The 22,425-nt window shown below is 49.7% G+C and carries 23 protein-coding genes, 1 rRNA gene, 1 pseudogene and 1 other annotated feature; of the genes and pseudogenes, 15 read left to right on the forward strand and 10 right to left on the reverse strand.

Annotated features, from left to right (window positions below; genetic code table 11):
* Positions 1-116 precede the first annotated feature (116 nt).
* Positions 117-710: a nucleotide exchange factor GrpE gene (gene grpE, locus OGY09_RS07075; RefSeq protein WP_008785521.1), complete on the forward strand. Its 594-nt coding sequence runs from the start codon at positions 117-119 to the stop codon at positions 708-710.
* 49 nt (positions 711-759) lie between these two features.
* Here the strand turns inward: grpE and OGY09_RS07080 are convergent, their stop codons facing one another.
* Positions 760-2,049 (reverse strand): HlyC/CorC family transporter, encoded by a 1,290-nt coding sequence (locus OGY09_RS07080; RefSeq protein WP_008785520.1) that lies wholly within the window; start codon positions 2,047-2,049, stop codon positions 760-762.
* Positions 2,050-2,067: 18 nt separating this feature from the next.
* A complete protein-coding gene (locus OGY09_RS07085) occupies positions 2,068-2,859 on the reverse strand; it encodes a cytochrome C assembly family protein (RefSeq protein ID WP_003031224.1) in 792 nt (263 codons plus the stop codon).
* Between the two features lie 165 nt (positions 2,860-3,024).
* On the opposite strand from OGY09_RS07085, the gene ffh reads away from it, so the two are divergent.
* The 8 genes and pseudogenes from ffh (at position 3,025) to OGY09_RS07120 (ending at position 8,762) form a co-directional block, all read left to right on the forward strand.
* Positions 3,025-4,386, forward strand: coding sequence for a signal recognition particle protein (gene ffh / locus OGY09_RS07090; protein WP_003031226.1), 1,362 nt, complete (start codon positions 3,025-3,027; stop codon positions 4,384-4,386).
* A 249-nt stretch (positions 4,387-4,635) separates the two neighbouring features.
* Positions 4,636-4,884, forward strand: a complete 249-nt coding sequence (rpsP, locus tag OGY09_RS07095) for a 30S ribosomal protein S16 (protein ID WP_003031228.1) — start codon at positions 4,636-4,638, stop codon at positions 4,882-4,884.
* An 18-nt stretch (positions 4,885-4,902) separates the two neighbouring features.
* Positions 4,903-5,451, forward strand: coding sequence for a ribosome maturation factor RimM (rimM, locus tag OGY09_RS07100; RefSeq protein WP_003031230.1), 549 nt, complete (start codon positions 4,903-4,905; stop codon positions 5,449-5,451).
* Between the two features lie 44 nt (positions 5,452-5,495).
* Complete coding sequence (gene trmD, locus OGY09_RS07105; protein ID WP_003031232.1) at positions 5,496-6,263, forward strand: tRNA (guanosine(37)-N1)-methyltransferase TrmD; 768 nt, start codon at positions 5,496-5,498, stop codon at positions 6,261-6,263.
* A gap of 39 nt (positions 6,264-6,302) precedes the next feature.
* The gene (rplS, locus tag OGY09_RS07110) at positions 6,303-6,650 is read left to right on the forward strand and encodes a 50S ribosomal protein L19 (protein ID WP_002914145.1); all 348 of its coding nucleotides are present in this window, start codon (positions 6,303-6,305) and stop codon (positions 6,648-6,650) included.
* A 516-nt stretch (positions 6,651-7,166) separates the two neighbouring features.
* A complete protein-coding gene (locus OGY09_RS25395; protein ID WP_459208802.1) occupies positions 7,167-7,343 on the forward strand; it encodes a YdcA family protein in 177 nt (58 codons plus the stop codon).
* 18 nt (positions 7,344-7,361) lie between these two features.
* Positions 7,362-7,718 (forward strand): annotated as a pseudogene (locus OGY09_RS07115) (tyrosine-type recombinase/integrase); the annotation flags it as partial.
* Between the two features lie 51 nt (positions 7,719-7,769).
* A complete protein-coding gene (locus OGY09_RS07120; RefSeq protein WP_080685931.1) occupies positions 7,770-8,762 on the forward strand; it encodes a GTP pyrophosphokinase in 993 nt (330 codons plus the stop codon).
* Positions 8,763-9,038: 276 nt separating this feature from the next.
* Here the strand turns inward: OGY09_RS07120 and OGY09_RS07125 are convergent, their stop codons facing one another.
* From OGY09_RS07125 to OGY09_RS07140, 4 genes are all read right to left on the reverse strand, one after another.
* A complete protein-coding gene (locus OGY09_RS07125) occupies positions 9,039-9,521 on the reverse strand; it encodes an OmpA family protein (protein WP_032944605.1) in 483 nt (160 codons plus the stop codon).
* Between the two features lie 12 nt (positions 9,522-9,533).
* Positions 9,534-10,760: a diguanylate cyclase DgcN/YfiN gene (gene dgcN, locus OGY09_RS07130; protein WP_003826449.1), complete on the reverse strand. Its 1,227-nt coding sequence runs from the start codon at positions 10,758-10,760 to the stop codon at positions 9,534-9,536.
* On the reverse strand, positions 10,753-11,271 hold the full coding sequence (yfiR, locus tag OGY09_RS07135; protein WP_032944603.1) for a regulatory sequestration protein YfiR: 519 nt from the start codon (positions 11,269-11,271) through the stop codon (positions 10,753-10,755). Before yfiR ends, dgcN begins: the two co-directional genes overlap by 8 nt.
* A gap of 158 nt (positions 11,272-11,429) precedes the next feature.
* Positions 11,430-11,804: a DUF2799 domain-containing protein gene (locus tag OGY09_RS07140; protein ID WP_008785516.1), complete on the reverse strand. Its 375-nt coding sequence runs from the start codon at positions 11,802-11,804 to the stop codon at positions 11,430-11,432.
* Between the two features lie 215 nt (positions 11,805-12,019).
* On the opposite strand from OGY09_RS07140, the gene aroF reads away from it, so the two are divergent.
* Together aroF and tyrA are read left to right on the forward strand one after the other, a co-directional pair.
* Entirely contained in the window at positions 12,020-13,090 is a 1,071-nt protein-coding gene (gene aroF / locus OGY09_RS07145) for a 3-deoxy-7-phosphoheptulonate synthase AroF (protein ID WP_032944601.1), read from the forward strand.
* Between the two features lie 10 nt (positions 13,091-13,100).
* The gene (tyrA, locus tag OGY09_RS07150; RefSeq protein ID WP_003826456.1) at positions 13,101-14,222 is read left to right on the forward strand and encodes a bifunctional chorismate mutase/prephenate dehydrogenase; all 1,122 of its coding nucleotides are present in this window, start codon (positions 13,101-13,103) and stop codon (positions 14,220-14,222) included.
* A gap of 96 nt (positions 14,223-14,318) precedes the next feature.
* Here tyrA and pheA read toward each other — a convergent pair whose 3' ends face one another.
* The 4 genes from pheA to bamD all read right to left on the reverse strand — a co-directional run bounded on the left by pheA (position 14,319) and on the right by bamD (position 17,075).
* A complete protein-coding gene (gene pheA / locus OGY09_RS07155; RefSeq protein ID WP_003826458.1) occupies positions 14,319-15,479 on the reverse strand; it encodes a bifunctional chorismate mutase/prephenate dehydratase in 1,161 nt (386 codons plus the stop codon).
* A 22-nt stretch (positions 15,480-15,501) separates the two neighbouring features.
* Positions 15,502-15,627, reverse strand: a sequence feature (Phe leader region).
* Positions 15,579-15,626 (reverse strand): pheA operon leader peptide PheL, encoded by a 48-nt coding sequence (gene pheL, locus OGY09_RS07160; protein ID WP_100250063.1) that lies wholly within the window; start codon positions 15,624-15,626, stop codon positions 15,579-15,581. It overlaps the preceding feature by 48 nt.
* A gap of 102 nt (positions 15,628-15,729) precedes the next feature.
* Positions 15,730-16,068, reverse strand: coding sequence for a ribosome-associated translation inhibitor RaiA (gene raiA, locus OGY09_RS07165; RefSeq protein WP_003031244.1), 339 nt, complete (start codon positions 16,066-16,068; stop codon positions 15,730-15,732).
* A 269-nt stretch (positions 16,069-16,337) separates the two neighbouring features.
* A complete protein-coding gene (gene bamD, locus OGY09_RS07170; protein WP_003826460.1) occupies positions 16,338-17,075 on the reverse strand; it encodes an outer membrane protein assembly factor BamD in 738 nt (245 codons plus the stop codon).
* Between the two features lie 131 nt (positions 17,076-17,206).
* Between bamD and rluD the strand changes: the two genes are divergently transcribed.
* From rluD to OGY09_RS07190, 4 genes are all read left to right on the forward strand, one after another.
* Positions 17,207-18,187 carry a 23S rRNA pseudouridine(1911/1915/1917) synthase RluD gene (rluD, locus tag OGY09_RS07175; protein WP_003826464.1) on the forward strand — a complete coding sequence of 327 codons (981 nt, stop codon included), beginning with the start codon at positions 17,207-17,209 and terminating at the stop codon, positions 18,185-18,187.
* Positions 18,184-18,915 carry a purine nucleoside phosphorylase YfiH gene (gene yfiH, locus OGY09_RS07180; protein WP_032944598.1) on the forward strand — a complete coding sequence of 244 codons (732 nt, stop codon included), beginning with the start codon at positions 18,184-18,186 and terminating at the stop codon, positions 18,913-18,915. The genes rluD and yfiH overlap by 4 nt, the downstream gene beginning before the upstream one ends.
* A gap of 129 nt (positions 18,916-19,044) precedes the next feature.
* On the forward strand, positions 19,045-21,618 hold the full coding sequence (gene clpB, locus OGY09_RS07185) for an ATP-dependent chaperone ClpB (RefSeq protein WP_032944597.1): 2,574 nt from the start codon (positions 19,045-19,047) through the stop codon (positions 21,616-21,618).
* Between the two features lie 444 nt (positions 21,619-22,062).
* A 16S ribosomal RNA gene (locus tag OGY09_RS07190) occupies positions 22,063-22,425 on the forward strand; the annotation flags it as partial.

Raw genomic sequence — 22,425 nt, forward strand, 5'->3', positions numbered from 1 at the left:
GAGGTCCTTGTAACGAAGATTAGTGACAATGTGAGTACTTCCCTTGAATCCCTGAATCTGATCCCCATAATAAGCCAAGTTAGCGAGATGAATGCGAAAAAAACGCGGAGAAATTCATGAGTAGTAAAGAACAGAAAACGCCTGAGGGGCAAGCCCCGGAAGAAATTATCATGGATCAGCACGAAGAAGTTGAGGCGGTTGAACCAGACGCTTCTGCTGAGCAGGTGGATCCGCGCGATGAAAAAATTGCGAATCTGGAAGCTCAGCTTGCTGAAGCCGAAACGCGCGAACGCGACAGCGTGTTGCGTATCAAAGCGGAAATGGAAAACCTGCGTCGTCGTACCGAACTGGACGTAGAAAAAGCGCATAAGTTTGCACTGGAAAAATTCGTCAACGAACTGCTGCCGGTGCTGGATAGCCTGGACCGTGCGCTGGAAGTTGCGGACAAAGGCAATGACGCTATGGCGGCTATGGTCGAAGGTATTGAGCTGACCCGTAAGTCAATGCTGGATGTCGTGGCGAAGTTTGGCGTACAGGTGGTTGCAGATATCGACGTGCCGATGGACCCGAACGTGCACCAGGCGATTGCAATGGTAGAGTCTGACGACGTTGCTGCCGGTAATGTGCTGATGGTTATGCAGAAAGGCTATACCCTGAACGGACGTACCATCCGTGCGGCGATGGTCTCTGTGGCGAAAGCCAAAGGCTAATTAGCCTCAGACCGGGTAATGCTGATGCGCTACCCGGTCTGGATTACTCTCACTGGTCCGATACGCTTTCCCGCAGCGGTTTAACGGGCAACACCTGCACCTGTTTAATCATATTATCCTGCACGTCGAGAATATCGATATCGTACTGCCCAATACGCACACGTGTGCCGGCAACCGGGATCTCTTCCAGCGCTTCAAGAATAATACCGTTCACGGTACGTGCGTCATCTTCCGGCAGGTGCCAGTTAAACGCCTTATTGATTTCACGAACGTTGGCGCTACCGTCAATGATCACCGAACCGTCATTCTGCGGCGTGACTTCTTCGGCAAGCGTGGGTGACATTGAGGTCGTGAAGTCACCAACAATCTCTTCCAGAATATCCTCGACCGTAACCAGTCCTTGAATATCGCCATATTCATTAACGACCAGGCCCACTTTCTTCTTATTGCGCTGAAATTTAATGAGCTGGGTGCTGAGTGGTGTGCCTTCCGGAACGTAATAAATTTCGTCGGCGGCGCGTAACATGGTCTCTTTGGTGAACTCTTTTTTCTCGGCCATCAATCGCCAGGCTTCACGTACGCGCAGCATACTGATGGCATCGTCGAGCGAGTCGCGATACAGCACAATACGACCGTGCGGGGAGTGCGAAAGCTGACGCACGATTGATTTCCAGTCATCGTTAATATCAATGCCGATGATTTCATTACGCGGGATCATGATGTCATCGACGCTGACTTTTTCCAGGTCCAGCACTGACAACAGCATATCCTGGTTACGGCGTGAGATTTGCGAGCGCGATTCATTCACCAGCGTTCGCAGTTCATCTTTACTCAGCGAACCGCTCACTACGATATCCGTTTTGATGCCCATCATGCGCATCAGAAGCCGCGTAATGGTGTTGAGTAGCCATACTAACGGCATCATCAGAATCTGCAGCGGAGCCAGCAGGACGCTGCTCGGATAGGCAACTTTTTCCGGATATAGCGCGGCAATCGTCTTTGGCAGCACTTCGGCAAAAACCAGCACCACAAACGTCAGTACCCCGGTGGCAATGGCGACGCCAGCATCGCCATACAGGCGCATACCGACAATGGTGCCGAGTGCGGAGGCCAGAATATTCACCAGATTATTACCGATGAGCACCAGGCTTATCAGGCGATCCGGCTTGCGAAGTAACTTTTCAACCCGTTTTGCCTGGCGATTTCCCTGTTTGGCCCGATGGCGTAGGCGGTAGCGATTCAGGGTCATCATTCCGGTTTCAGAACCGGAAAAATAGGCGGAAATGACCACCATGATGAGGAGCGTGATAATGAGCGTGGTGGTGGAGATGTGTTCCACGTAGGGTTCCTTAAAGATTTAACTCACGAACTGCTGCAGGATACGGCTGCCGAAATAGGCCAGCGTCAGAATGCCAGCGCCTGCGACGTTAAACCATACGACGCGACGTCCGCGCCAACCTTCATGGTAATGCCCCCACAACAGAACGATATAGACAAACCATGCCACGATAGAGAGAACGGCTTTATCAATGTTCTCGGTACTGAACAGGTTATGCATGTAAAACAGGCCAGTGCACAGGGTGAGCGTCAGCAGAACCACGCCAATTTGGGTGATATGAAACATCTTCCGCTCAATACTCATCAGTGGCGGCATCTCATTGCTGAAGGCCAGTTTTTTGTTTTTCAGTTGGTAATCGATCCATGCCAACTGTAGCGCGTAGAGCGCGGCGATAATCAGCGTGGCGTAAGCGAACAGTGATAGCCCGATGTGAATCATCATGCCTGGCGTAGCTTCGAGATGGGTGATGAACTCGTTAGGCATAAACGTGGCGAAGGCCAGGTTTATCAGCGCAAAGGCGTAGACAATGGGCAGCAATAGCCAGCCACGATTGCGGGACGCGACGATGGTCATTACCGTACAGATCATCAGGCTTACCAGCGAGCCGACGTTCAACAGACTCAGGTTTTGTCCGCTTTCACCGCCGGGTAGGATACGCGCTTCCAGGGCGATAGCATGGCTTACCAGCGCAACGACCGCAGAGAGAATAGCCATACGCCGCCAGCCGCTGTTTTTTTGCAGCAGAGCGGGAATAATCAGCGCGAGGCTGACTGAGTAGGCGACAAGGGCGAGCAGAGCAAAAACGGGCATATAGGTGTCGACAGTTGGCCAGTGATAAAGAAAAGCAGTATAGCGTTACGTGACCGCTGCTCCAACCGTTGCATAACAACAAAGGCGGCTTCATGTTATACTGCGACAAATTTCTGTTGATGTGTCGCTGTCGCGACCGACCGTTTCCACCCCAGGCGAGAGACAATGTTTGATAATTTAACCGATCGTTTGTCGCGCACGCTGCGCAATATCAGTGGCCGTGGACGCCTTACTGAAGACAACGTTAAAGAGACGCTGCGCGAAGTGCGCATGGCGCTGCTGGAGGCTGACGTAGCGCTGCCGGTAGTGCGTGAGTTTATCAATCGCGTAAAAGAGAAAGCGGTTGGTCATGAAGTTAACAAAAGCCTGACGCCGGGTCAGGAGTTCGTCAAGATTGTCCGTAACGAACTGGTTGCGGCAATGGGCGAAGAAAACCAGACCCTGAATCTGGCTGCACAGCCGCCAGCCGTGGTGCTGATGGCAGGCCTGCAGGGTGCGGGTAAAACGACCAGCGTCGGTAAGTTGGGTAAATTCCTGCGCGAGAAGCACAAGAAGAAAGTGCTGGTGGTCTCTGCGGACGTTTATCGCCCGGCGGCGATCAAACAGCTGGAAACGCTGGCCGAGCAGGTCGGTGTCGACTTCTTCCCGTCGGATGTCGGCCAGAAGCCGGTCGATATCGTTAACGCCGCGCTGAAAGAAGCCAAACTCAAATTCTACGACGTGCTGCTGGTGGATACCGCCGGTCGTCTGCACGTTGACGAAGCGATGATGGACGAAATCAAACAGGTCCACGCTTCTATCAAGCCGGTAGAAACGCTGTTTGTGGTCGACGCCATGACCGGTCAGGATGCCGCGAATACCGCAAAAGCCTTTAACGAAGCGCTGCCGTTAACCGGCGTAGTGCTGACAAAAGTTGATGGTGATGCCCGTGGCGGTGCGGCGCTCTCTATTCGTCATATTACCGGTAAGCCGATTAAATTCCTCGGCGTCGGCGAGAAAACCGAAGCACTGGAGCCGTTCCATCCGGACAGGATTGCTTCGCGCATTCTCGGCATGGGCGACGTGCTGTCGCTGATCGAAGATATCGAAAGCAAGGTTGACCGCGCACAGGCAGAAAAATTAGCCAGCAAGCTGAAAAAAGGCGATGGCTTCGATCTCAACGATTTCCTTGAACAGCTTAACCAGATGAAAAACATGGGCGGTATGGCAAGCCTGATGGGCAAGCTGCCGGGCATGGGTCAGATCCCTGACAATGTGAAATCGCAGATGGACGATAAAGTGCTGGTGCGTATGGAAGCCATCATCAACTCGATGACGATGAAAGAACGCGCTAAGCCGGAAATTATCAAAGGTTCCCGTAAACGCCGTATCGCTGCCGGTTGCGGTATGCAGGTACAGGACGTAAACCGCCTTCTGAAACAGTTCGACGACATGCAGCGCATGATGAAGAAAATGAAGAAGGGCGGAATGGCGAAGATGATGCGTGGTATGAAGGGGATGATGCCCCCAGGATTCCCAGGCCGCTAATCGGCTTGGCTTGTTTGCCATTTCGGCACCGGGGTGTGCTCGCCATCCTCACGTACTGCGTGTACGCTCCGGTGGCTGCGCGCACGCCGGCACCGAACTGACGGCACCGCCAACGGCCTTTTATAGCAGAGTTATCAACTGCTGATTGCATTTTCCCCAGAAATCAGTAAAATTTTCGGGCTTTTAATATGACACCCGGGCTCCGTTCCTCGATGGGGCCTGGGTGTTTTATTCACACAAGAGGATGTTATGGTTACTATTCGTTTAGCTCGTCACGGCGCTAAAAAGCGTCCGTTCTACCAGGTTGTTGTTACCGACAGCCGTAATGCACGCAACGGTCGCTTCATCGAGCGCGTTGGCTTCTTTAACCCAATCGCTAGCGAAAAAGAAGAAGGCACTCGCCTGGATCTGGATCGCATCGCTCACTGGGTTGGCCAGGGCGCGACTATTTCTGATCGCGTAGCTACGCTGATCAAAGCAGCAAACAAAGCAGCTTAATCTGTCACGGTGGTCATGATGAGCAAGCAACTCGCCGCACAGGCTCCTGTGGAACCCATCGTTTTGGGGAAAATGGGGTCTTCTTACGGTATCCGTGGTTGGCTCAGAGTGTTTTCTTCCACTGAAGACGCCGAAAGCATTTTTGACTATCAGCCCTGGTTTATCCAGAAGGCGGGTCAGTGGCAGCAAGTACAGCTGGAAAGCTGGAAGCACCACAATCAGGATCTGATCATCAAGCTGAAAGGCGTTGACGATCGTGATTCGGCGAATCTACTGACTAATTGCGAAATTGTCGTGGATTCCTCGCAGTTGCCAGCGCTGGAAGATGGTTCCTACTACTGGAAAGACCTTATGGGCTGCCAGGTAGTGACTACTGAAGGCTACGATCTCGGTAAAGTCGTCGATATGATGGAAACCGGTTCGAATGACGTCATCGTCATCAAGGCAAACCTGAAAGATGCGTTTGGTATCAAGGAACGTCTTGTGCCGTTCCTCGATGGGCAGGTTATCAAGAAAGTCGATCTCGCTACTCGTACTATCGAAGTAGATTGGGATCCTGGTTTTTAAACCACCGGATAAACGGTAAAAGTCGGCGTTATGGGGATTGGCTTGTGTTTATAGGTATCGTTAGCCTGTTTCCAGAAATGTTCCGCGCAATTACCGATTACGGGGTAACTGGCCGGGCAGTAAAAAATGGCCTGCTGAACATCCAGAGTTGGAGTCCTCGTGACTTTACTCATGACCGGCACCGTACCGTGGACGATCGTCCTTACGGCGGCGGACCGGGGATGTTAATGATGGTGCAACCTTTACGGGACGCCATTCATGCAGCAAAAGCTGCGGCTGGTGAAGGCGCAAAGGTGATTTATCTGTCACCTCAGGGACGCAAGCTTGATCAAGCGGGCGTCAGCGAACTGGCCACGAATCAAAAGCTGATTCTGGTATGTGGTCGCTATGAAGGAATAGATGAGCGCGTGATTCAAACCGAAATTGACGAAGAATGGTCAATCGGCGATTACGTACTCAGCGGTGGTGAGTTACCGGCAATGACGCTGATCGACTCCGTGTCCCGGTTTATTCCGGGAGTTCTGGGTCATGAGGCTTCGGCAATCGAAGATTCGTTTGCTGATGGGTTGCTGGATTGCCCGCACTATACCCGACCTGAAGTGTTAGAGCAGATGGAAGTACCGGCGGTGTTACTGTCGGGGAACCACGCTGAGATACGTCGCTGGCGTTTGAAGCAGTCGCTGGGCCGGACCTGGCTTAGAAGACCTGAACTTCTGGAAAACCTGGCTCTGACTGAAGAGCAAGCAAGGTTGCTGGCGGAGTTCAAAAAGGAACACGCACAACAGCAACATAAACATGATGGGCAGGCGTAAGCCCCCAATATCAGTTTACCCAGGATAAGAGATTAAATTATGAGCAACATTATTAAGCAACTTGAACAAGAACAGATGAAGCAGGACGTACCTTCCTTCCGTCCGGGTGATACCGTGGAAGTGAAAGTATGGGTTGTTGAAGGTTCCAAAAAACGTCTGCAGGCATTCGAGGGCGTGGTTATCGCTATTCGTAACCGCGGTCTGCACTCTGCATTCACTGTTCGTAAAATTTCCAACGGCGAAGGCGTTGAGCGTGTCTTCCAGACTCACTCTCCGGTAGTTGACAGCATTGCTGTTAAACGTCGTGGTGCTGTTCGTAAAGCTAAACTGTACTACCTGCGTGAGCGCACTGGTAAGTCTGCTCGTATCAAAGAGCGTCTTAACTAAGATTCGCGCAAGCGACATCCTGTTAGAAAAGGGCTGGCCGAAAGGCTGGCCCTTTTTTTATTGATGCTGCCCATAATATGTCGAAATATTGTGGGGTGTGGTTAATAAATAAATTATCCGATATTTTGGCGGGAACTGAAGTTCAGAAAGCATTGTTTATTGTTGTTACGGTTGTAATGGTGGATGCAGTGCGGTTGATTACATGTTGATGGTGATTATAATAAAAATAATTATATTGATATGGTTGCATCGCCTTGTTTTTACGACATATTAGAAACGGATCACAAACGGTAAACATTGTTTTGATAGTATGTGGTCTGTAATTGCGAAACCCAATGCATCTATATTTACCAAGATTATTGTTTGGGTGATTATGCTGGGTTTGGTTCTGTAACTGGCTAGTGCTCGATAAGGATTTTAGTACCTAACTGGTGCTAAAGCGTGCGAGGAATGTCAGGCAGCAACAATAAAAATCATGAGTAATATTTGATGTTCTCTATTTAAAGGATAATACTAATGAAAGTATGCTTTTCTTTTCTAATAATAGTACTGCTCTCAATTTCATCTTCTACTGTATCTGCAAAAAATTACCCATGTTCTAAATCTAAAGGTGGAGTATCGCATTGCACCGCTGACGGAAAATTTGTTTGTAATGATGGTAGTATTAGTCGCTCTAAGAAAAAGTGTTCTTAAAAGTATCGTCTCGTGAGGCGTACTAGATGGGGTGAAGCCAAACGTCTGATTCGTTCACATCTTTTACCCCACAAGCTGACCTTCACGAAAACTAAAGGTAAGAAGAATCGCACGGTGCTGATCCCTCGGTGGCTGTATGACGAGCTAGCTCCTTTGCAGGGAATAATGTTTCATCCTTGCTATCAAGAGTTCAAGAAAATGCTCTCACTGACCGATATTGTGTTGGCTGAAGGGCAGAAGATGCATGTTTTACGTCACACGTTTGCAAGCCACTTTATGATGAATGGTGGCAATATCTTTGTATTACAGAGAATATTTGGTCACTTGTACATACGAGAAACTATGCGTTATGCGCACTTTGTTCCTAGCCATTAGGAAGAGGCAGTAATTTATAATCCCATAGCCAAACTATAATTTAGAGGTGAGATGATGAATAATTATTTAGATGAATATAGGCGTAAGATTCCTTTATATAATGAATTGATGGATCAAACTCAACGCACTCTTCATAAGATTTTAGAGGAGGAGGGGGTTGCCCTATTTTCCATCGATGGACGCGTTAAAACTACCGAGTCATTAGAATCTAAGGTGTCAAGGAAAACTTACGTTAACCCTGTGAATGATATTGAAGATTTATGCGGGGTTAGAGTGATTTGTTATTATGAGTCGGACTTGAATAACATTGAAGCTGTTATAAAACGAGAATATGATGTAATTTCTGAGTCTGACAAGCAGAAGGAAATGGACGTAGATAGATTTGGATACTCCTCTAGACACTTTATAGTTAAAGTCAAGGATGAGTGGTTAGGTGTTCCCAGTTATCGTGGTTTGGGCGGTCTTAAGGTTGAGATCCAAGTTAGGACGATGCTTATGCATGCTTGGGCAGCAATTAGTCATAAATTGCTCTATAAGCAGGAGGATGATGCTCCTAGAGAAATAAAAAGAAATTTAAGCAAACTTAGTGCATTAATTGAACTTGCAGATGAAAGGTTTGATTCTATTAGAAAAGAAAAGTTGAACTATAAGGAGAGGTTTGATGAATTAAATAACGCTAATTTTGTTAATGAAATGTTAAATTCTGACAGCCTTGTTGCCTTGGTAGAGAAGTACTCACCTGGCCGTGAACTAAATGAAGTACATTTGCCTGAGGTATTAAATGAAATTCGAAAATATGATAGTACCGTCTCTGATTTCGAATTGAGAATTAAAAAATGTTTGCCATTCATAGACGCTATGGAGTTAGAAGAAACAGATTTTGTTGAGCCGGGAGAACTACCGTTATGGGGGATAGTAGGTTTTTGCCGAACGATACTGGATTTAACATGTGAAGATTACTTCAATCAGCGTTGGGGAGAGGATTCATACACTGAGGCTCTTGAAATTACGGAACGTTACCGAGCCATGGTGAGTGAGACGTAGTAAAATTATTTTTTCTGTATTTGTCCATCAAATGTCCACACAGCATGTTTTTGACCGCATTTGGCTGCACCAGAGATAGGTATAACAAACTAATTATAATAAAAATGTATGTTTACCAATGAATCAGGTAAAGCGTCTTAACTAAGATTCGCGCAAGCGACATCCTGTTAGAAAAGGGCTGGCCGAAAGGCTGGCCCTTTTTTTATCCAGACGTTTACTCTTTTGTTCTTTATGGCAATGGAAGGACTGCGCGGTGCGCAGCCAGTTGGGGGACGATTATGGTGTCGTGATCACGACCGCCACGCGGCGGTTTTCAGCGCGACCTTTTGATGTCTGGTTGCTGGCAATGGGATATTTCTTCCCGAGTCCTTGAGTAGTCAGGTTGCTGCGGGGAATATTAGCGCCCTGCGCCCAGGCATCGGCAACGACATTAGCGCGTTTGAGTGACAGAGCTTCATTGTAGCTGTCTTCGCCGTAGTTATCAGTATGACCATCCAGGCGAGCATGATTAAGCCCGGTAGCTGCCAGTTTGGATGCCATTTCCTTGATCTGTTTTTCACTTTCAGGTCGGAGTTTATAGTCATTTTTGTCAAACAGGATAGTGTCAGACAGGCCGAGAGACCAGTCTCCTGATGCTTCAGTAAATCCGTATGATTTCATGGCTGCAATTTGCTCTGGGGTAAATTTTCCCTGAGGTGCCTGACAGCCAGCCAGAATCAGTAAAAGCAGAAGAAACGGGGATAATAAACGTTTTAGCATGTGTGTAATTCCTTATTTTTTAATAATGCGTTCAGAACGCAAATGTTTAGCCTGATACATATTTTGATCGGCAAGTTCTTGTAATTTTTCGGCAGAGGCATGTTCCCACGTCAGCGCAAACCCAATGCTGAGCGTCATGCTTGCCAGATGACCATTATGCAGGTCAAAAGGTCGGTTAAACTCTTGTGACAGTGCCGCGCAGATCCGCTGAACCTCATATTCAGAATGAACGCTGTACAGCACCATGGCGAACTCATCGCCGCCAAGTCTGTATGGGTAATGGCGACTCCCCCCAAACTCGGATAACCTTTTTGCGACTTCAATCAGGACCCGATCCCCCGCTGCGTGGCCCCAGGTATCATTAATAAATTTAAAATTGTCGCCATCAAGGAATAACAATGCCGAGCTGCTGTGGGCGGCATCATCATTCATTAAGGCATTAATGCTGCTGCGAAATGCGGCGCGATTTGCCAGACCCGTCAGAGGATCATGTAGTGCAGTACGCAACAGCTGAGCGTTTTTTGCCTGCAGTTTAAGTTGCCACTCCTCCATCTCGTCCAGCAGACTATTAAAGTCCAGGGCAAAGAGATGAAACTCTTCAATGCGTTCCTCTGATACGCGCCGTGAAAAGTTACGGTTGGTACGAACATCATGTACCACCTCGGTAATGTTTTGCAGTGCATCCACAACGCCATTGTGTAAATAGCGAGTGAGCATTAATGCAATACCGGATGCCAACAGAATGCACCCGGTAAGGACGGCCAGCGACAAATAGATGAAATGACTGATAACGCTATCGCGCGCAGTCAATCGTACTTCGCCGATGACGTTGCCATTATGCAAAATCGGCTGAGTGACCGGTTGTGGGAACAGCCAGTGGCTGATCATCCCGCTGATCTTTTCAGTGGTATCCTGCGCGTTATAGCGCCAGGTGGCGATCACCTTCTGGTTTTTATTACGAACTTCTGCAACGGAAAATTGCCCCTGCTGACCCAGTGCCGCCAGCGTTTCAGTTGCTGCAACACTATCAGAAAAGACTAATGCAGCTTCGAGCGTACGGGTCATGGTAGCGGCAGTCAGATCCAGATTCTTTTGCGCATACTGTCTTAATGCCAGCACGGAAGAAATGCTGAGCAGCAGCCAGATCAGCATCATGGTTACCAGAACGCTGATTATGCTGATACGCCGTAATGTTCGCTTAAACGTCGGGCGTGCTATGGGAGAATGACCCTTATCCATGCTTATTATTCCGTGCAAGCATCAATACGTCTGGACTGACCCTTACGCCGCTGCGTGAAAGGGAATCCATATTTACGGAAAATCTCACATCTTCGTCTTTAATTATGAGGCAAAAGGCGCTGCCAATAACGCATTCGGGGTTCTGTTCAGCAATTAATAACAATGCCTTAGTCGGATATTTATTCTTTAATTCCACCTGATAAGTAGGGGATTCTTTTCCAAAATAAAAACCGTCACACTGCGAAACTAATATTTCTTGTTCCTTACGGATGATGACGGGAAGATAGGGTAATGCGCCTGCACTGGTATCTTTCAGGACACTGGAAAAACGCGATGAAGAGAAAATACACAGTTTTGGGGGGCCGGAAAGTGCAGGCCAGCGTGTATAACTGACGATGCCGGAAACCATAGCGCGTACAGATTTTGCTTCTTCCGTAACGCTTTGGGCATACAGCGGTAATCCGGTCAGGAGCAGTGCCAGTAGAAGTATGAGTCGGTAAGAATAGCTCATGAATAGTTACCTACCAGCGTTTGCTGTAAAACGTCGAAATACATTCAAGATTGTTTGCAACAAAATAACATTATTTTCCTAAGCCGTCATTATTCCTGGAATAATGCTATTGGTGATTTAAGTTAAATCTTAATGGTTTATAAAATATAAACCATTGTTTAATTTAACCTTATCGAGGCAGCACCCTCGTTTGCCCCTTGCTGCCAGGCGCTGTGTAACTGGTCAACATTTTCGACAGTATCGCAACTGGGCGGAAAAGTTTTCCCGGTCAGGCCTCTGGCATAAACAAAATCCTGCTGGCAGGTTTTACGTTGCCCCTCGGCGTAACCCTTAAGGTATTCCGTACGATCGACGTCGGGGTCATTGTAGTTGTCGGCAAGCGTTTCATTATCTTTAACGGCATAACCCGAAATGGCATCTTGTATCCCGGCGTCGTACCAGTCGGTACCAGTCCAGGTAGGGGCATGGGTGTAGGGGTCTATCTGACATCCGCTAAGAAGTAATAGAAACAAGATGCTGATGAGTTGCTTCATTGCCTGTGCTCCTTCGTTTTTTTAAGCATAGTGGATCTGAAAACTCGGTGGTGTAAATTTAAATGTACATTCATAAGGGCTGTTTTTGCCTTAAAATAACACCATGTAAATTAAAATTTACGGATTGTGGATTGAAATCTTTACCTGTTGTGATATCGTTATTTCCTCCTCGCTGAGGATCAACTATCGCAAACGAGCTAAACAGGATCACCATCATGCAAAAAGACGCGCTGAACAACGTACATATTACCGACGAACAGGTTCTGATGACTCCGGAGCAGCTGAAAGCTGAATTTCCGCTGAGCCAGGAGCAAGAGGCGCAAATCGCCCAGTCGCGTAAAACCATCTCAGATATTATCTCCGGTCGCGATCCGCGCCTGCTGGTCGTATGTGGCCCATGCTCCATTCACGATCCTGAAATGGCGATTGAGTATGCTCGTCGATTTAAAGCCCTTGCCGCAGAGGTCAGCGATAGCCTCTACCTGGTAATGCGCGTCTATTTTGAAAAACCCCGTACCACTGTCGGCTGGAAAGGGTTAATTAACGATCCTCATATGGATGGCTCTTTTGATGTTGAAGCAGGTCTGAAAATTGCGCGTCAGCTGCTGCTTGAACTGGTAAATATGGGACTGCCGCTGGCAACTGAAGCGCTGGATCCAAATAGCCCGCAATACCTGGGCGATCTGTTTAGCTGGTCCGCAATCGGTGCCCGTACTACGGAATCGCAGACTCACCGTGAAATGGCTTCCGGTCTTTCGATGCCGGTTGGCTTTAAGAATGGTACCGACGGTAGCCTGGCGACCGCCATTAACGCCATGCGTGCGGCTGCGCAGTCGCACCGTTTTGTCGGTATTAACCAGGCCGGGCAGGTTGCACTGCTGCAAACACAGGGGAATCCGGACGGTCACGTGATCTTGCGCGGGGGTAAAGCGCCGAACTACAGCCCGGCAGATGTCGCCCAGTGCGAAAAAGAGATGGAGCAGGCGGGACTACGACCTTCTCTGATGGTAGATTGCAGTCATGGTAATTCCAATAAAGATTACCGCCGTCAGCCTGCCGTGGCTGAATCCGTGATTGCACAAATCAAAGATGGCAATCGCTCGATCATTGGCTTGATGATTGAAAGTAATATTCACGAAGGCAACCAGTCTTCCGAACAGCCGCGCAGCGAAATGAAATACGGCGTATCCGTAACTGACGCCTGCATTAGCTGGGAAATGACGGATGCGCTGCTGCGTGAAATTAGCCAGGATTTAAGCGGCCAGCTGTCGGCGCGTGTAGCATAAGAGGTTGGTTATGGTTGCTGAATTGACCGCATTACGCGATCAAATTGATGAAGTCGACAAGGCGCTGCTGGATTTACTGGCACGCCGCCTGGAGCTGGTTGCCGAAGTAGGTGAAGTAAAAAGCCGCTTTGGGCTGCCGATCTACGTGCCGGAACGGGAAGCCTCTATGCTGGCCTCTCGCCGGGCGGAAGCGGAAGCCCTGGGTGTGCCGCCGGACCTGATTGAAGATGTGCTACGCCGCGTTATGCGTGAGTCCTACTCCAGTGAGAACGACAAAGGGTTTAAAACGCTTTGTCCTTCTCTGCGGCCGGTGGTGATTGTCGGCGGCGGCGGTCAGATGGGGCGTCTGTTCGAAAAAATGCTCACCCTGTCAGGTTACCAGGTGCGGATCCTAGAACAGCAGGACTGGGATCGCGCGCCGGAGATCGTCTCTGATGCCGGCATGGTGATCGTCAGCGTGCCGATCCACGTCACCGAGCAGGTGATCGCCAAACTACCGCGTCTGCCGTCTGACTGCATTCTGGTGGATCTGGCTTCGGTGAAAAATGGTCCTTTACAGGCGATGCTGGCTGCACATGATGGCCCGGTGGTGGGGTTACACCCAATGTTTGGTCCGGACAGCGGCAGTCTGGCCAAGCAGGTCGTCGTTTGGTGTGACGGACGTCAGCCGGAAGCTTATCAGTGGTTTCTGGAACAGATTCAGGTATGGGGTGCGCGACTGCATCGGATCAGCGCCGTTGAACATGACCAGAACATGGCGTTTATTCAGGCACTGCGTCACTTTGCGACCTTTGCTTACGGTCTGCATTTAGCGGAAGAGAACGTTCAACTGGAGCAGCTGCTGGCGCTCTCTTCGCCGATTTACCGCCTTGAACTGGCGATGGTTGGCCGTTTGTTTGCCCAGGATCCGCAGCTCTATGCTGATATTATTATGTCGTCTGAGAGCAACCTTGCGCTGATTAAACGCTACTACCAACGTTTTGGCGAGGCAATAGGTTTGCTGGAGCAGGGCGATAAGCAAGCGTTTATCGACAGCTTCCGTAAGGTGGAGCACTGGTTTGGCGATTATGCGAAACGCTTCCAGAGTGAAAGCCGTACTTTGTTACGCCAGGCGAATGACAGCCGTCCTTAATTAAGATGCCGGATGGCGGGTTTGCCTTATCCGGCCTTCAAAAATCGTATGAACCGTAGGCCGGATAAGCGTAGCGCCATCCGGCATTGCCAAACGTTAGCTCGGATCGACCGGCACCACGTTCTCACTTGGATAGCATCCCAGTACTTTCATCGAACGCGTAATCTCACCCAGCTCTTTCAATGCTTTTTGCATCTGGGGCGATTCCAGGTTGGCCTGGATATCAAGATAAAACATCTCTTCCCACGGATTGCCGTGAATCGGGCGTGACTCCAGTTTAGTCATAATCAGATTATGGTTACGCAGTACCAGCAGCGCCTCAACCAGCGCACCGGCTTGTTGCCCCGTCGCCATCAACAGGGTTGTTTTTGCCGGAACCTGATCGGAAACATTGATTGCTTTGCGTGCCAGCACCACGAAGCGGGTGATGTTTTGCGACTGGTTAGCCTCAATATGCTCGAGAACCTGCAATCCATACAGTACGCCTCCGGCTTCGCTCCCCAGGGCCGCCACACGCGGTGAGTTAGCCTGCGCAACTTTTTCCATCGCCGCAGAGGTGCTTTCAGTGTACTCAATCTTCCAGTGCGGGTAGCGATTCAGGAACTTGCTGCACTGCTGGAACGGCTGCGGATGGCTATATACCGTTTCAATGGTCTCAAGATCCGTCGTGCCAGACACCAGTACACAGTGGTCTATCGTAATGGTCATCTCGCCAACGATAGACAGGCTGGTGTGCTGCAGCAGGTCGTAAACGTCGTTAATCCCACCGGAGCTGGTGTTTTCAATCGGTACCACAGCATAGTCAGCCTGTCCGGTTTCGACCTGATTAAAGATATCGGCAAATTTTGCGCAGCCGCTTTCAATAAATTGTTCAAAATGGCGGGCAGCGTACTGACGTGCTGCGAGGTGAGAATATGACCCTTTTGGCCCAAGGAAGGCCACGCGCGCGGAGTGTGGGTTAATTTTGTTCAGGTGCTGCTGGAGCAGTGCCTGTTGAGTCAGGACGGAGTCTTCGATTATGAGCTGGAACAGGCGAGTAATGTAGTGAGCATCAAGATGATGTGCTTTGCCAAGCTGAATGAGTCGGTCCAAAAGGTCACGTTCACGGTCGATATCACGAACCGGACGATGCGAAAGCAGTTTGGCTTTACCAACTTCTACGGCCAGTCCACGTCGCTCAGCCAGCAGGGCCAGTAATTTTTCATCCAGCGTGCTGATCTTATCGCGCAGCGCCAGCAATGGGTTTTCCGATGTCATAGTGTTGCCTTTCTTGTTATCAATAAAAAAGGCCTCCCGTTGTGGGAGGCCTTATTGTTCGTCTTCGCATTCTTTATCACACGACGAAACGCCTCCCATTCAGGGGAAGGTAAAAAAGAATGCGAAGAAGAACGGGACAAGTTTCATGTAATTTTCCTTTGGCTACGTCAGTAAAGTACCCGTACTGTTTTCACCCTGTCAACAAAAAACGCGCCCGAAGGCGCGTTGGCGATACACTCAATGTAAGGGACTACTCTTCTTCTGCTTCGACGAAGTTGGCGTCTTTGACTGAAGTTGTTGCACGACGGGCTTCGCCTTTGTGCTGCACTTTATTGAGCTGCCGTTCCAGCTTGTTGATCAAATCGTTAATTGCGGTGTACATATCCTCGTGTTTTGCGCTGGCGACCAGATGTCCGTTCGGTGTATTGATGGTGGCATCAGCAATGAAACCCTGTGGCTCCTTAGACAGAATGATATGTGGATTAATCAGATGAGTTTGCCATTTTTCTAGTTTGGCGAGACGGTCTGCGACATGCTGGCGAATTGCCGGAGTAATTTCCATTTGTTTACTGGTAATGTTCATTGTCATAAATTTTACCTCTTGTCTTTCCCGTCTTGGTGATTCCAGCATACCGTTCCTAATGTCAAAATGTGTGATCTAAATCACATTATTTTGTCGCTTTTTGTCAAGAAAACCTTTTTGTGAGGCACCGCAGGAACAGGCGATTTTTTACTTGAGGAATACCTGAAAGCAGGCCATATTTGATGGGATGCGTCGGAGCTAAACCGCTTCAGTTGTGGCGTTAACGGATAAAAAAACGGCAGCCCTTGGGCTGCCGTTTTGCATTCTGAGGCAAATCAGGTATTGCTGCTGTTGGCGGCAATGATTTTCGCGACTTTTTCTGCCTGCGCATTCATCTGCATCTGGCGATAAGCGTTTTCCATCAACGGCAGGGCATTACGTGTTGCCTGGGTATCCGGGTAGTCGCGCAGCATGCCTTCCACACGGTTTACCACGGCAACCCATGCGCCGCGGGCAGTGTAGTATTCTGCAACGGAGTATTCATACTTCGCCAGGCGGTCTTTCAGGAACACCAGACGTTTGGTGGCGTCAGTGGTGTACTGGCTATTCGGATACCCACGCACCAGTTTGGAAAAGTCATTAAACGCAGCTCGGGCATGTTGCGGATCGCGATCGCTACGATCAACACCAAAGAATCCTTGCAGTGCGCTATCATCCAACGCCATATTGGTCAGGCCACGCATATACATGACATAATCAATGTTAGGGTGTGTCGGGTTAAGACGAATAAAACGATCGATGGCAGCCTGAGCAAGTGGCAGATCGGCGTTTTTGTAGTAGGCGTAGATGAGATCTAATTGCACCTGCTGAGAATACGGTCCAAATGGATAACGGTTATCCAACGCTTCCAATTGCGTTATTGCCTGTTTCCAGTTACCGTCCTGCAGCTTTTGCTGAGCAGTCGCGTAGATTTCATTTGGCGGATTATCGGGCACCTCTTCCTTTGAACCAGAGCAACCCGCCAAAAACAGGCTCAACGTGGCTGCTGCCACCAGATATTTCATGCGCGTCATGACGTTTTGACTTTCCTCAAAATGTAATACGGGAGATTCTCTGTTCCTGCTCCCGGTTAAGACCAGCTACAATAGCACACTATATTAAACGGCAAAGCCGTAAAACCCAACGTTAAACGAAGAAGCAGTTTATGGCACAACGAGTAGAACTCACCGCAACAGTCTCCGAAAATCAGCTCGGTCAACGCTTAGATCAGGCTTTGGCCGAATTGTTCCCTGATTATTCGCGATCGCGCATAAAAGAATGGATCCTCGACCAGCGCGTACTGGTAAATGACCAACTTTGCGATAAACCGAAAGAAAAAGTGTTGGGTGGAGAGCGTGTCTCCATCAATGCAGAAATTGATGAAGAGGTTCGTTTTGAACCTCAGGATATCCCACTGGATATCGTTTATGAAGATGACGACATTCTTGTCATTAACAAACCTCGTGACCTTGTAGTGCATCCGGGCGCCGGGAATCCTGATGGTACGGTATTGAATGCGTTACTGCATTACTACCCGCCAATCGCGGATGTTCCTCGTGCAGGTATCGTGCACCGTCTGGATAAAGACACGACCGGATTAATGGTGGTGGCAAAAACGGTTCCGGCGCAAACACGTTTGGTGGAGTCGTTGCAGCTGCGCGAAATTACCCGTGAGTACGAAGCCGTGGCAATTGGTCACATGACTGCTGGCGGAACCGTTGAGGAACCGATTAGCCGTCACCCGACCAAGCGTACGCACATGGCGGTACACCCAATGGGGAAACCGGCGGTAACGCACTATCGCATTATGGAACACTTCCGTGTGCACACGCGTCTGCGGTTGCGTCTGGAAACCGGACGTACGCACCAGATCCGCGTGCACATGGCACATATCACTCATCCGCTGGTGGGCGATCAGGTTTACGGCGGTCGTCCACGTCCACCGAAAGGCGCTTCTGACGAATTTATCTCCGTACTGCGTAAGTTCGACCGTCAAGCGCTGCACGCGACCATGCTGCGTTTGTATCACCCGATTTCCGGTATCGAAATGGAATGGCATGCGCCGATCCCACAAGATATGGTGCAGTTGATTGAAGTGATGCGCGCTGATTTCGAAGAACATAAGGATGATATTGCCTGGCTATGAGTAAGCTAATTGTCCCGCAGTGGCCGATACCGCAAGGTGTCGCGGCGTGTAGTTCTACCCGTATTGGCGGAGTTAGTATGCCGCCTTACGATTCGCTGAATCTGGGCGCCCATTGCGGCGATAACCCGGAACATGTTGAAGAGAACCGCAAACGACTGTTTGCTGCGGGCAATCTGCCGTCAAAGCCAGTCTGGCTGGAGCAGGTCCACGGTAAGGATGTCCTGAAACTGACCGGCGAGCCTTACGCCTGCAAACGCGCAGATGCGTCGTACAGCAACACGCCGGGTACCGTGTGTGCGGTGATGACCGCTGATTGTTTGCCGGTGTTGTTTTGCAACCGTGCCGGAACCGAAGTTGCTGCGGCCCATGCGGGTTGGCGCGGATTATGCGCCGGCGTGCTGGAAGAGACGGTGGCGTGTTTTACCGACAAACCTGAAAACATTATTGCCTGGCTAGGCCCGGCGATAGGTCCAAACGCGTTTGAAGTTGGACCAGAAGTCCGCGAGGCGTTCATGACGAAAGATCCGCAAGCGGACCTCGCATTTGTACCGCGTGGCGACAAGTATCTGGCGGATATCTACCAGCTTGCGCGCCAGCGTCTGTCCAGTGTCGGGGTAGAAAACATCCACGGCGGCGACCGTTGCACCTTCAGCGAAAGTGAGACGTTCTTCTCTTATCGTCGCGACAATACCACGGGTCGTATGGCAAGTTTTATTTGGCTGATATAACCTAAAGAATCAAGACGATCCGGTACGTGTAATTTTCTTTTCACATAATTCAGGTCATTCACCTTGAATAATTGAGGGATGACCTCATTTAATCTCCAGTAGCAATTTTGACCTGTTATGGGAGGAGTTATGCGTCTGGATCGTCTTACTAATAAATTCCAGCTTGCTCTTGCCGATGCCCAGTCACTCGCATTGGGGCACGACAATCAATTCATCGAACCACTTCATCTAATGAGCGCCTTGCTGAATCAGGAAGGGGGATCGGTACGTCCTTTATTAACGTCTGCTGGCATTAATGCTGGCCAGTTACGTACAGCCATTGACCAGGCGTTGAGCCGTTTGCCACAGGTAGAAGGTACCGGTGGCGATGTGCAGCCTTCTCAGGAACTGGTGCGTGTACTGAATCTTTGCGACAAGCTGGCGCAAAAACGTGGGGACAACTTTATTTCGTCAGAACTGTTCGTTCTGGCGGCGCTTGAGTCACGCGGTACGCTGACCGACTTATTAAAATCAGCAGGCGCGACGACCGCCAATATCACTCAGGCAATTGAACAAATGCGTGGAGGTGAAAGCGTGCATGACCAGGGGGCTGAAGACCAACGTCAGGCCTTGAAAAAATATACCGTCGATCTGACCGAACGTGCCGAACAGGGCAAACTCGATCCGGTCATCGGCCGTGATGAAGAAATTCGCCGTACCATTCAGGTGCTGCAACGTCGTACTAAAAATAACCCGGTGTTAATCGGTGAACCCGGTGTCGGTAAAACCGCCATCGTTGAAGGGCTGGCCCAACGCATCATCAATGGTGAAGTGCCGGAAGGCTTAAAAGGCCGTCGTGTACTGGCGCTGGATATGGGCGCGCTGGTTGCTGGGGCCAAATATCGTGGTGAGTTCGAAGAACGTTTAAAAGGTGTGCTGAACGATCTCTCGAAACAGGAAGGCAACGTCATTCTGTTTATCGACGAATTGCATACCATGGTTGGGGCGGGTAAAGCCGATGGCGCAATGGACGCCGGGAACATGCTGAAACCAGCACTGGCTCGCGGGGAACTGCACTGCGTAGGCGCAACAACGCTTGATGAGTATCGCCAGTACATCGAAAAAGATGCGGCGCTGGAACGTCGTTTCCAGAAAGTGTTTGTGGCTGAACCTTCAGTGGAAGACACCATCGCAATCTTGCGTGGCCTGAAAGAACGTTATGAACTGCACCATCATGTGCAGATTACTGACCCGGCGATTGTTGCGGCTGCTACGCTGTCTCATCGCTATATTGCCGATCGTCAGTTGCCGGATAAAGCTATCGACCTTATTGACGAAGCGGCATCCAGCATTCGTATGCAGATTGACTCCAAGCCGGAGGAACTCGACAGACTCGACCGCCGTATTATCCAGCTCAAACTGGAACAGCAGGCATTAATGAAAGAGTCTGATGAGGCAAGTAAAAAACGTCTCGATATGCTCAACGAAGAGCTGGACGACAAAGAACGCCAGTATTCTGAGTTAGAGGAAGAGTGGAAAGCTGAAAAAGCTTCCCTCTCGGGAACGCAAACTATCAAGGCTGAGCTGGAGCAGGCAAAAATCGCCATCGAACAGGCACGCCGCGTTGGCGACCTGGCGCGGATGTCTGAACTGCAGTACGGCAAAATTCCTGAACTGGAAAAACAACTGGAAGCAGCCACCCAGTCTGAAGGCAAAACCATGCGTCTGCTGCGTAATAAAGTTACGGATGCAGAAATTGCTGAGGTGCTGGCGCGCTGGACCGGGATCCCTGTTGCTCGCATGCTGGAAGGCGAACGAGAAAAACTGTTGCGTATGGAGCAGGAGCTGCACAGCCGCGTGATTGGTCAGAACGAAGCGGTGGAAGCCGTTTCTAATGCCATCCGTCGTAGCCGCGCGGGCTTGTCCGATCCGAATCGTCCGATTGGTTCATTCCTGTTCCTTGGTCCAACCGGTGTCGGTAAAACCGAACTGTGCAAAGCGCTGGCAAACTTTATGTTCGACAGTGACGATGCAATGGTGCGTATCGATATGTCCGAGTTTATGGAGAAACACTCGGTGTCTCGTCTGGTTGGGGCACCTCCGGGATATGTCGGTTATGAAGAGGGGGGTTACCTGACGGAAGCAGTACGTCGTCGTCCTTACTCTGTCATCTTGTTGGATGAAGTGGAGAAAGCGCATCCGGATGTGTTCAACATTCTGCTGCAGGTGCTTGATGATGGTCGTCTGACTGACGGACAGGGGAGAACGGTCGACTTCCGTAATACGGTTGTCATCATGACCTCGAACCTGGGGTCCGATCTGATTCAGGAACGCTTCGGCGAGTTGGATTACGGTCACATGAAAGATATGGTGCTGGGCGTCGTGAGCCACAACTTCCGCCCGGAATTCATCAACCGTATAGATGAGGTTGTTGTATTCCATCCGCTGGGTGAGCAGCACATTGCTTCTATTGCTCAGATCCAGTTGCAGCGTCTGTACAAACGTCTGGAAGAGCGTGGCTATGAAATCCATATTTCTGACGAGGCGCTTAAACTGCTGAGTGCGAATGGTTACGATCCGGTGTATGGCGCGCGTCCATTGAAACGTGCTATCCAGCAGCAGATCGAAAACCCGCTGGCGCAGCAAATTCTGTCTGGTGAACTGATTCCGGGCAAAACGATTCGTCTGGAAGTGAATGACGATCGCATAGTGGCAGTGCAGTAAGTCACAAAACAACAATAAACGGGCCCTGCGGGGCTCGTTTTTGTTTAAAATCCAGGCAGAAATGGATGTGTTGATTGAAAAATAATCGCTTGATAAGTTTTTTATATTTTTAACTTGTCAGCCTGAAATAACTCCCTATAATGCGCCTCCACTGACACGGAACAACGGATTACAAGCCGCCGGGTCAGCGGGGTTCTCCTGAGAATCTCGTAGAGAAAAGCAAAAATAAATGCTTGACTCTGAATGAGGAAAACGTAATATACGGGACCTCGCGACAGAGCGCTAAAGCGCGTCGCAACTGCTCTTTAACAATTTATCAGACAATCTGTGTGGGCACTCGAAGATACGGATTCTTAACGTCGCAAGACGAAAAATGAATACCAAGTCTCAACGAGTGAACACGTAATTCATTACGAAGTTTAATTCATTGAGCATCAAACTTTTAAATTGAAGAGTTTGATCATGGCTCAGATTGAACGCTGGCGGCAGGCCTAACACATGCAAGTCGAACGGTAGCACAGAGGAGCTTGCTCCTTGGGTGACGAGTGGCGGACGGGTGAGTAATGTCTGGGAAACTGCCCGATGGAGGGGGATAACTACTGGAAACGGTAGCTAATACCGCATAACGTCGCAAGACCAAAGAGGGGGACCTTCGGGCCTCTTGCCATCGGATGTGCCCAGATGGGATTAGCTAGTAGGTGGGGTAACGGCTCACCTAGGCGACGATCCCTAGCTGGTCTGAGAGGATGACCAGCCACACTGGAACTGAGACACGGTCCAGACTCCTACGGGAGGCAGCAGTGGGGA

The organism is Citrobacter sp. Cpo071, from assembly GCF_030332765.1.
GTDB classification, from domain to species: domain Bacteria; phylum Pseudomonadota; class Gammaproteobacteria; order Enterobacterales; family Enterobacteriaceae; genus Citrobacter; species Citrobacter portucalensis.

Excerpts from the sequence above, each read along its gene's own strand:
- OGY09_RS25395 (WP_459208802.1), top strand. The coding sequence starts at position 7,167 with ATGAAAGTATGCTTTTCTTTTCTAATAATAGTACTGCTCTCAATTTCA.
- pheA (WP_003826458.1), bottom strand. The coding sequence starts at position 15,479 with ATGACATCGGAAAACCCATTGCTGGCGCTGCGCGATAAGATCAGCACG.
- rimM (WP_003031230.1), top strand. The coding sequence starts at position 4,903 with ATGAGCAAGCAACTCGCCGCACAGGCTCCTGTGGAACCCATCGTTTTG.
- aroF (WP_032944601.1), top strand. The coding sequence starts at position 12,020 with ATGCAAAAAGACGCGCTGAACAACGTACATATTACCGACGAACAGGTT.
- rluD (WP_003826464.1), top strand. The coding sequence starts at position 17,207 with ATGGCACAACGAGTAGAACTCACCGCAACAGTCTCCGAAAATCAGCTC.
- OGY09_RS07125 (WP_032944605.1), bottom strand. The coding sequence starts at position 9,521 with ATGCTAAAACGTTTATTATCCCCGTTTCTTCTGCTTTTACTGATTCTG.
- OGY09_RS07085 (WP_003031224.1), bottom strand. The coding sequence starts at position 2,859 with ATGCCCGTTTTTGCTCTGCTCGCCCTTGTCGCCTACTCAGTCAGCCTC.
- rpsP (WP_003031228.1), top strand. The coding sequence starts at position 4,636 with ATGGTTACTATTCGTTTAGCTCGTCACGGCGCTAAAAAGCGTCCGTTC.
- dgcN (WP_003826449.1), bottom strand. The coding sequence starts at position 10,760 with ATGGATAAGGGTCATTCTCCCATAGCACGCCCGACGTTTAAGCGAACA.
- ffh (WP_003031226.1), top strand. The coding sequence starts at position 3,025 with ATGTTTGATAATTTAACCGATCGTTTGTCGCGCACGCTGCGCAATATC.
- OGY09_RS07120 (WP_080685931.1), top strand. The coding sequence starts at position 7,770 with ATGATGAATAATTATTTAGATGAATATAGGCGTAAGATTCCTTTATAT.
- yfiR (WP_032944603.1), bottom strand. The coding sequence starts at position 11,271 with ATGAGCTATTCTTACCGACTCATACTTCTACTGGCACTGCTCCTGACC.
- OGY09_RS07140 (WP_008785516.1), bottom strand. The coding sequence starts at position 11,804 with ATGAAGCAACTCATCAGCATCTTGTTTCTATTACTTCTTAGCGGATGT.
- bamD (WP_003826460.1), bottom strand. The coding sequence starts at position 17,075 with ATGACGCGCATGAAATATCTGGTGGCAGCAGCCACGTTGAGCCTGTTT.
- grpE (WP_008785521.1), top strand. The coding sequence starts at position 117 with ATGAGTAGTAAAGAACAGAAAACGCCTGAGGGGCAAGCCCCGGAAGAA.
- rplS (WP_002914145.1), top strand. The coding sequence starts at position 6,303 with ATGAGCAACATTATTAAGCAACTTGAACAAGAACAGATGAAGCAGGAC.
- raiA (WP_003031244.1), bottom strand. The coding sequence starts at position 16,068 with ATGACAATGAACATTACCAGTAAACAAATGGAAATTACTCCGGCAATT.
- yfiH (WP_032944598.1), top strand. The coding sequence starts at position 18,184 with ATGAGTAAGCTAATTGTCCCGCAGTGGCCGATACCGCAAGGTGTCGCG.
- tyrA (WP_003826456.1), top strand. The coding sequence starts at position 13,101 with ATGGTTGCTGAATTGACCGCATTACGCGATCAAATTGATGAAGTCGAC.
- clpB (WP_032944597.1), top strand. The coding sequence starts at position 19,045 with ATGCGTCTGGATCGTCTTACTAATAAATTCCAGCTTGCTCTTGCCGAT.